Here is a 6,236-nt window from a genome sequence, read left to right as displayed (position 1 = left end):
GTTGATAGGCCGGATCTGGAAGCCAGGTAACTGGTGGAGGTGACCGGTACTAATAGGCCGAGGGCTTGTCCTCAGTTGCTCGCGTCCACTGTGTTGGTTCTGAAACCACGAACAGCCCCATGCCTGGTCACGGCGTGGTGCGGCTGACAGTTTCATAGTGTTTCGGTGGTTATAGCGTAGGGGAAACGCCCGGTTACATTCCGAACCCGGAAGCTAAGCCTTACAGCGCCGATGGTACTGCAGGGGGGACCCTGTGGGAGAGTAGGACGCCGCCGAACAATTATTGAAAAAGGCCCACACCTTACGGTGTGGGCCTTTTTGTTTTTCACGACGGTTCGACCAGCCTGGTGTCGTACGCCAGGATGACCGCCTGAATGCGGTCGCGGGAGCCGGTCTTCGCGAGGATGCGGCCCACGTGCGTCTTCACCGTCGACTCGGCCAGGTGCAGGCGGCTCGCTATCTCCGTGTTCGTCCAGCCCTGACCGATGACCGTGAGGATCTCCCGTTCCCGGTCAGTGAGTGTGGCCAGGCGGGGGTCTTCGTCGGTCTGTTTCTGCGTGGACGGGTCCGTCGGCAGGTGGTGGACGTAGGCGTCCAGGAGACGGCGGGTCAGGCTGGGCGCCACGACCGCGTCGCCGGTGGCCACCGCGCGGATGCCGGCCAGCAGCTCCTCGGGCTGGGCGTCCTTGACCAGGAAGCCGGAGGCGCCGGCGCGGAGGCCGGCGTAGGCGTACTCGTCCAGGTCGAAGGTCGTGACGATCAGGATGCGGGTGCGGTCGCCCGCGGCGGTGATGCGGCGGGTCGCCTCGATGCCGTCGAGGCCCGGCATGCGGATGTCCATGAGGACGACGTCCGGGTGGAGCTCGGCCGCCATGCGGACCGCTTCGCTGCCGTTCGCCGCCTCGCCCACGACGGTCATGTCGTCCTGGCTCTCCAGGAGCATCCGGGAGCCGAAGCGCTGCAGGGGCTGGTCGTCGGCGATGAGGACCGTGGTCACTGCGGGGTTTCCTCCGGAAGGTGTAGACGGACGCGCCAGCCCTGCTCGGGGTGCGGGCGCGGACCGGCCTCAAGTGTGCCGTCGTACAGGGCCGTTCGCTCGCGCATTCCGGGGAGTCCGCGGCCCCCTGGTGTGGTGCCGGTGCCGTCGGAGGTGCCCGTGTCGGTGATCGTGACGGTGACGGAGGCCTGGTCGCCGTAGGAGAGGTCTATGGCTGCGGAGGCGTCGGGGCCGCCGTGTTTCATCGTGTTGGTGAGGGCTTCCTGGATGACGCGGTAGACGGTGAGCTGGCGGCCCGGGGGGAGGGTGGGGCTGCCGTGGACCGTGGTGTGGATGGGCAGGCCTGCCGAGCGGACGCCGTCGAGGAGCTGGTCGAGGTCGCGGAGGCCGGGCTGGGGGGTGAGGTCCGCCTGCTGTCTCTCCTCCTCGCGCAGGACGTCCAGGAGGCGGCGGAGTTCGGTGAGGGCCTGGCGGCTGGTGGTGGCGATGGCGTCCAGGGCCTGGGCGGCGCGTTCCGGGGACCTGGCCGCCGCGTATCTGCCGCCGTCGGCGAGGCCGGTGATGACGGAGAGGTTGTGGCCGATGATGTCGTGCATCTCGCGGGCGATGCGGGCCCGTTCGGCGGCGGTGGCGAGCTGGGCCTGCTGGTCGCGTTCGGTCTCCAGGCGGCGGGCGCGGTCCTCCAGGGCCTCGGTGTAGCCGCGGCGGGTGCGGACCGTGACGCCGATCAGGGCGGCGACCGTGACGGACATCAGCTGGGAGCCGATCTGCTGGTCCCAGGTGCCCTCGCCGTGGCGGACGGCCGACACCAGGACCGGGGCGAGCACCAGGGCCGCCGCCCACCACAGGTGGCGCAGCGCGCGGCGCAGGGCCAGGTGGTAGACGAGGATCAGCTGCAGCAGGGCGGCCTGGAGGGCGGCGCCGGTCCAGGCGTTGACGAGGGCGAAGGGGACGGTGGCGGCGAGGACCGCGCCGGGGTGGGTGCGGCGCCACAGCAGGGGGACGGAGAAGCCGAGGCTCAGGGTGAGCAGGAGCCAGCCGGGGACGTCGAGGGTGTGGGCGTTGTGCCGCCAGCCGCCGCCCAGGTGGTCGATCAGGGCGGCGGTCGCCCAGAAACCGGCGAAGTGCAGGTCCCAGAGCAGCGGGTGGCGCCGGTCGAAGGCGCGCAGCCGGTGGGCGAGGCGGTGGACGTGGTCGGTGAGGGGCTCCGGCGCCCGGTCTTCCGTCACGGGGTCCATCGTGAGGGTTCCCGGTGCCCGCGTCACACGTCCCGGCGGCGCAGCACCCACGCGGCCGCCAGGAGGGTCGTCGCCGTCCACAGGAGCAGGGCGAGCAGGGCGCTGCCCGGGGAGGCCGTGCCGGGCTGGGGCTGGGCCGTGGTGAGGGCTTCCAGGGCCTTGCCGGGGAAGTGGCGTACGGCGTCGTCGACGACGCCGTACGGGAGCATGGCGAGGACCTCCGGGAGGATCATGAGCAGGCCGATGTAGGCGCCCATGGACAGGGGGGTGGAGCGGGTGAGGGCGCCGATGCCGAGGGCGAGGACGGTGAGGAGGGTGAGGCCGGCCGCGTTGCCGGCGAGGGCGCGCAGGACGCCGGGGTCGCCGAGCGAGGCGGACAGGTCGGTGCCGGTGAGGAAGGACTGGGCGAGGGGGAAGGTGAGGAGGTTCGTCGCCAGGGTCAGGGGGAGGGCGACCGCGGCGAGGACCGCGGCCTTGGACCACAGGACGGGCAGGCGGCGCGGGACGGCCGCCATGGTGGCGCGGATCTGTCCGGTGGAGTACTCGCCGGAGGCGGCGAGGACGCCGAGGACGCCGAGGTTGACGGTGGCGAACTGGGTGCCGAGGAGGACGAAGAGGACGGTGTCCATGCCGCCTTCGCCGGTGCCGTCGTAGGCGGCGCCGAGGCCCGCGCCCATCGCGGCGGTCAGCAGGCTCGTGGCGACGAGGTTGATCCAGGTGGAGCGCAGGGTCCAGAGCTTGTGCCACTCGGAGCGCAGGACGCGGGCCGGGGTGACGCGGTGCGGGAGGGCCGCCGTGGTCATGCCGCTGCTCCTTCCAGGGAGGCCGGGTACTCGAGGGAGTCGCGGGTGAGGTCCATGAAGGCCTCTTCCAGGGAGGCGGTACCGGGGGTGAGTTCGTACAGGGGGATGCCGTGGGCCGCCGCGGTGCGGCCGATGTGCCGGGCGTCCGTGCCGCGCACCTGGAGGGTTTCGGGGGTGTCGGTGGTGATGTCGACGCCGGGGGCGGTGAGGAGCCGTGCGAGGTCGGGGGCGCGCGGGGTGACGACTTTGGTGGTGCCGGCGCCCGAGTCGCGGACGAAGTCGGTGACCGTGGTGTCGGCGAGGAGGCGTCCGCGGCCGATGATGACCAGGTGTTCGGCGGTGAGGGCCATCTCGCTCATCAGGTGGGAGGAGACGAGGACGGTGCGGCCCTCGGCGGCGAGGGACTTCAGCAGGGTGCGGATCCACAGGACGCCCTCCGGGTCGAGGCCGTTGACCGGCTCGTCGAGGATGAGCGTGGCGGGGTCGCCGAGCAGGGCGGCGGCGATGCCGAGGCGCTGGCCCATGCCGAGGGAGAAGCCCTTGACGCGGCGGTGGGCGACGTCGGTGAGGCCGGTGAGACCGAGGACGTGGTCGACCCGGCTGCGGGGGATGCCGTGGGTGAGGGCGAGGACGCGCAGGTGCTGGTGGGCGGTGCGGCCGGGGTGGACGGAGCGGGCCTCCAGCAGGGCGCCGGCCTCGGTGAGGGGCGCGGGGTGGGCGGCGTAGGGGCGTCCGTTCACGGTGGCGTGGCCGCGGGTGGGGGCGTCCAGGCCGAGGAGCATGCGCAGGGTGGTGGACTTGCCGGCGCCGTTGGGGCCGAGGAAGCCGGTGACGGTGCCGGGCCGGACGGTGAAGGAGAGGTCCGTGACGACCGTCCGGTCGCCGTAGCGTTTGGTCAGTTCGTGTGCGGTCAGCATGCTTCGATGCTCGTGCGCGGGGGGTTCCCGGGCGTCGGACCGGCGACGGTAATCCGGGTGAGGGGCGTCGTACCCGGGTACTACGGTGGCCCGCATGAGCTATGTGATCCGGTCCGTCCGTGCTGATGAGTGGGCTCTCGTGAAGGAGCTGCGGCTCGCGGCGCTGCGCGATCCGGTGGCGCACCTCGCTTTCCTGGAGACGTACGAGCAGGCCGTGGTGAAGCCGGACGCTTACTGGCGGGAGCGGACGGAGAAGGCCGCCGAGGGGGCGGACGGGGCGCAGCAGGTCATCGCCGAGGGGCCGGACGGTCGGTGGGTGGGGACGGTGACGGTGTTCGTGGAGGAGCCCGGGACGACCGACTGGGCCGGGCAGGCGGTGGAGCGGAAGCAGGGGCATCTGGTCGGTGTGTTCGTGCGGCCCGAGGAGCGGGGGAGCGGGCTGACCGAGGTGCTGTTCGATGCCGCGCTGGAGTGGGCGTGGGGGCGGGGGCTCGAGCGGGTGCGGCTGTTCGTGCACGAGGAGAACGGGCGGGCGCAGCGGTTCTACCGGCGGGTGGGGTTCGTGCCGAGCGGGGTGACGGTGCCGCTGGGGGACGCCGGGGAGCGGGAGCTGGAGTTGGTGCTCGGGCGGGAGTGAGGTCCGCGGCGGTCGCTAGACCGGCAGTTCGTCGTGGGGCCAGCGGGCGCGGCCCTGTTCGCGGGACCGGAGCAGGGCCAGGGTGGGCAGACCCCGGTCCGCTCCGGTGGCCAGCAGCTCCGGGAGCTGGGGAAGCGGGGCCACGGCGGCGACGTCGTCGAGGACGAGCGTCAGTGGTGGGTCGAGGCGACCGGAGGATGACCGTTCGGCCATGCGCCGGCCGCGCTCGACCACGCTGGAGACGAGGGCCGTCAGGAAGGGCATCGCGCCCGGGTGCGTCCTGGGGTCCTCGATGGATTCCCCCACCACGTAAAGCGTGCCCCCTTCGTGGACGAAGGAATCCAGGGCGAGGGCATCAGTTCGATTGGGTGTGCAGGCTTCGCGGATGTTGACCGTGGAGAGGGCGCCGAGCGCACGGGTCGTCAACTGCTGGGCCATGTCGCGGCGTTCGGGGTGCGCGGTGAGGGCGCCTTCCAGTTCGCCCGCGGAGCCGGGGGCCGCCTTGGGGTTGGTGCGCAGGATGCGTACGGCGTCCTGGAGCTGGGTGCCCTGGGACCAGCGGTGGACGTGGCGGACGGTGCGGCCGTCGATGGCGGCGGCGTGCAGGTAGCTGCGCAGCAGGGTGGCGGCGGTGTCGCTGACGGCCTGGTCGAGTTTGGCGGTGGGGCGTACGGGGGTGAGCAGGGCGGTGGCCCGTTCGGTCGCCGTCGCCTTGTCCTCGCAGCCGGTGGTGGGGGACCAGTGGAGGCGGGACGGGGTGGTGCAGAGGTGGGCGGGGTCGTAGAGGTGGGTGGGGCCCAGTTTGAAGCGGGCGTCCTTCGTCTCCTGCCAGAGGGCGGGGTTGGAGGTGACGACGAGGACGGGGCCCTCCGCGTCGCGCACGGCCTGGGCCGCCGTCGTCTGGCGGGCCTCCTTCGGGGCGACGAGGATCCTCTCCCACCCGCCCACGGGCGCGAACAGGGAGGCCGGGGTCGTGGGGGCGGTCTCCAGGGGCGGGGGAGCGGCGGACGCCGCCGGTTCCGGGTGCGGCCGGGCGGGTTCGGGTGTCGCGCGGCGGGGGGTGGGGACCTCGTGCGGGGTGGGGGCCTCGTGCGGGGTGGCGGCGGGCGGGCCGGTGTCCGGTGCGCGGTGCTGTACCGGTTGCGGGGACCTGTCCGGTGCCTCGTGCCGTGCTGCCGGTCGCGGGGCGGCGTCCGGTACGTCGTGCTGTGCTGCCGGTCGCGGGGCGGGGTCCGGTACGTCGTGCCGTGCGTACGCCTGTCCTTCCGCCCGGCGCCGTGCGCGTCCTGCCCTCCAGCGGGCGACCGTGCCGATCACGAACACGGTGAGGACGAACAGGATCATCAGCTGGCCGATGAACAGGCCCCAGAACAGGCCGTAGCCGGAGAGTTCGCCGGGGGGTGTGGCGGGCCAGGCTCCGGGGACGTCGTGGGGCTCGGCGATGAGGCCGCGCATGGCGAGGGGTGTGCGGGTGAAGGTGACGCCGGACGGCCAGGAGCCGTGGGCGAACCAGCCGGCGAGGCCGGTGGCCGTCCACACCAGCAGGGTCATGCCGAGGAGGAACGCGAGCAGGCCGACCAGCAGGCCGTCGGGGATGCCTCCCCGGGTGTCCCGCCGGGTGCCGTGGTCGTCCGGTCTCACGCG

6 protein-coding genes and 1 rRNA gene are annotated in these 6,236 nt (G+C 72.7%); 2 read left to right on the top strand and 5 right to left on the bottom strand.

Annotated elements, in window-relative coordinates:
• The first annotated feature begins 161 nt into the window (after window positions 1–161).
• A 5S ribosomal RNA gene (rrf, locus tag ABZY20_RS15185) occupies window positions 162–278 on the top strand.
• A gap of 47 nt (window positions 279–325) precedes the next feature.
• On the opposite strand, the gene ABZY20_RS15180 is transcribed toward rrf, so the two are convergent.
• From ABZY20_RS15180 to ABZY20_RS15165, 4 genes are read right to left on the bottom strand one after another with little or no spacing between them, the layout of a single operon-like run.
• Complete coding sequence (locus ABZY20_RS15180) at window positions 326–997, bottom strand: response regulator transcription factor (RefSeq protein WP_356441695.1); 672 nt, start codon at window positions 995–997, stop codon at window positions 326–328.
• The gene (locus tag ABZY20_RS15175) at window positions 994–2,235 is read right to left on the bottom strand and encodes a histidine kinase (RefSeq protein ID WP_356441694.1); all 1,242 of its coding nucleotides are present in this window, start codon (window positions 2,233–2,235) and stop codon (window positions 994–996) included. The genes ABZY20_RS15180 and ABZY20_RS15175 overlap by 4 nt, the downstream gene beginning before the upstream one ends.
• Window positions 2,236–2,258: 23 nt before the next feature.
• Window positions 2,259–3,038 carry an ABC transporter permease gene (locus tag ABZY20_RS15170; RefSeq protein ID WP_356441692.1) on the bottom strand — a complete coding sequence of 260 codons (780 nt, stop codon included), beginning with the start codon at window positions 3,036–3,038 and terminating at the stop codon, window positions 2,259–2,261.
• Window positions 3,035–3,955: an ATP-binding cassette domain-containing protein gene (locus ABZY20_RS15165; RefSeq protein WP_356441690.1), complete on the bottom strand. Its 921-nt coding sequence runs from the start codon at window positions 3,953–3,955 to the stop codon at window positions 3,035–3,037. The genes ABZY20_RS15170 and ABZY20_RS15165 overlap by 4 nt, the downstream gene beginning before the upstream one ends.
• A 94-nt stretch (window positions 3,956–4,049) precedes the next feature.
• Between ABZY20_RS15165 and ABZY20_RS15160 the strand changes: the two genes are divergently transcribed.
• Entirely contained in the window at window positions 4,050–4,592 is a 543-nt protein-coding gene (locus tag ABZY20_RS15160; protein ID WP_356441688.1) for a GNAT family N-acetyltransferase, read from the top strand.
• Window positions 4,593–4,607: 15 nt separating this feature from the next.
• On the opposite strand, the gene ABZY20_RS15155 is transcribed toward ABZY20_RS15160, so the two are convergent.
• Window positions 4,608–6,233: a type VI secretion protein gene (locus ABZY20_RS15155; RefSeq protein ID WP_356441686.1), complete on the bottom strand. Its 1,626-nt coding sequence runs from the start codon at window positions 6,231–6,233 to the stop codon at window positions 4,608–4,610.
• Window positions 6,234–6,236 lie beyond the last annotated feature (3 nt).

Source organism: Streptomyces sp. NPDC006624 (assembly GCF_040611555.1).
Lineage (GTDB): Bacteria > Actinomycetota > Actinomycetes > Streptomycetales > Streptomycetaceae > Streptomyces.
This window is presented reverse-complemented; position numbering and strand designations above follow the sequence as displayed.